This is a genomic window from Pseudaeromonas sp. HNCC25DJ180 (genome assembly GCF_055413345.1).
This window is the reverse complement of sequence record NZ_JBVAYF010000057.1, coordinates 1-310: the sequence shown is the minus strand read 5'-3', so window position 1 is coordinate 310 and position 310 is coordinate 1. Positions and strand designations below refer to the sequence as shown.

Sequence of the window (310 nt, the reverse complement as noted above, 5' to 3'; positions counted from 1 at the left end):
TCCAGGCTGTTTTCGTTGTCGGTTGCCGTCGGCGCATCATCAGCAATGTAGACGCCGAAGCTGGTATCGGCACTGCTGGTACCATCAGACACAGACAGGCTGATGGTCTCGGTGAAGCCGTTGGTATCCGCACCCGGTTGTGAGTCGTTGTCCACGTTGTGTAGCAGTTGATAGCCGTAACCGAAGGTACCCGTTGCAGCATCGAAGCTGTCCAGCGTCAACTGACCATACTGGGTATCCACCACTCTACCAACCAGGTCGGCCACTGTGTCGCCAGCTGCCACGGTCAACGTGGTGCCGGCAATCGTCA

The 310-nt window shown here is 57.4% G+C and carries 1 protein-coding gene; it reads right to left on the bottom strand.

Annotated features, from left to right (window positions below; genetic code table 11):
• A partial coding sequence (locus ACZYTD_RS17250; RefSeq protein WP_463893933.1) for a hypothetical protein occupies positions 1 to 310 on the bottom strand: 310 nt, incomplete at both ends.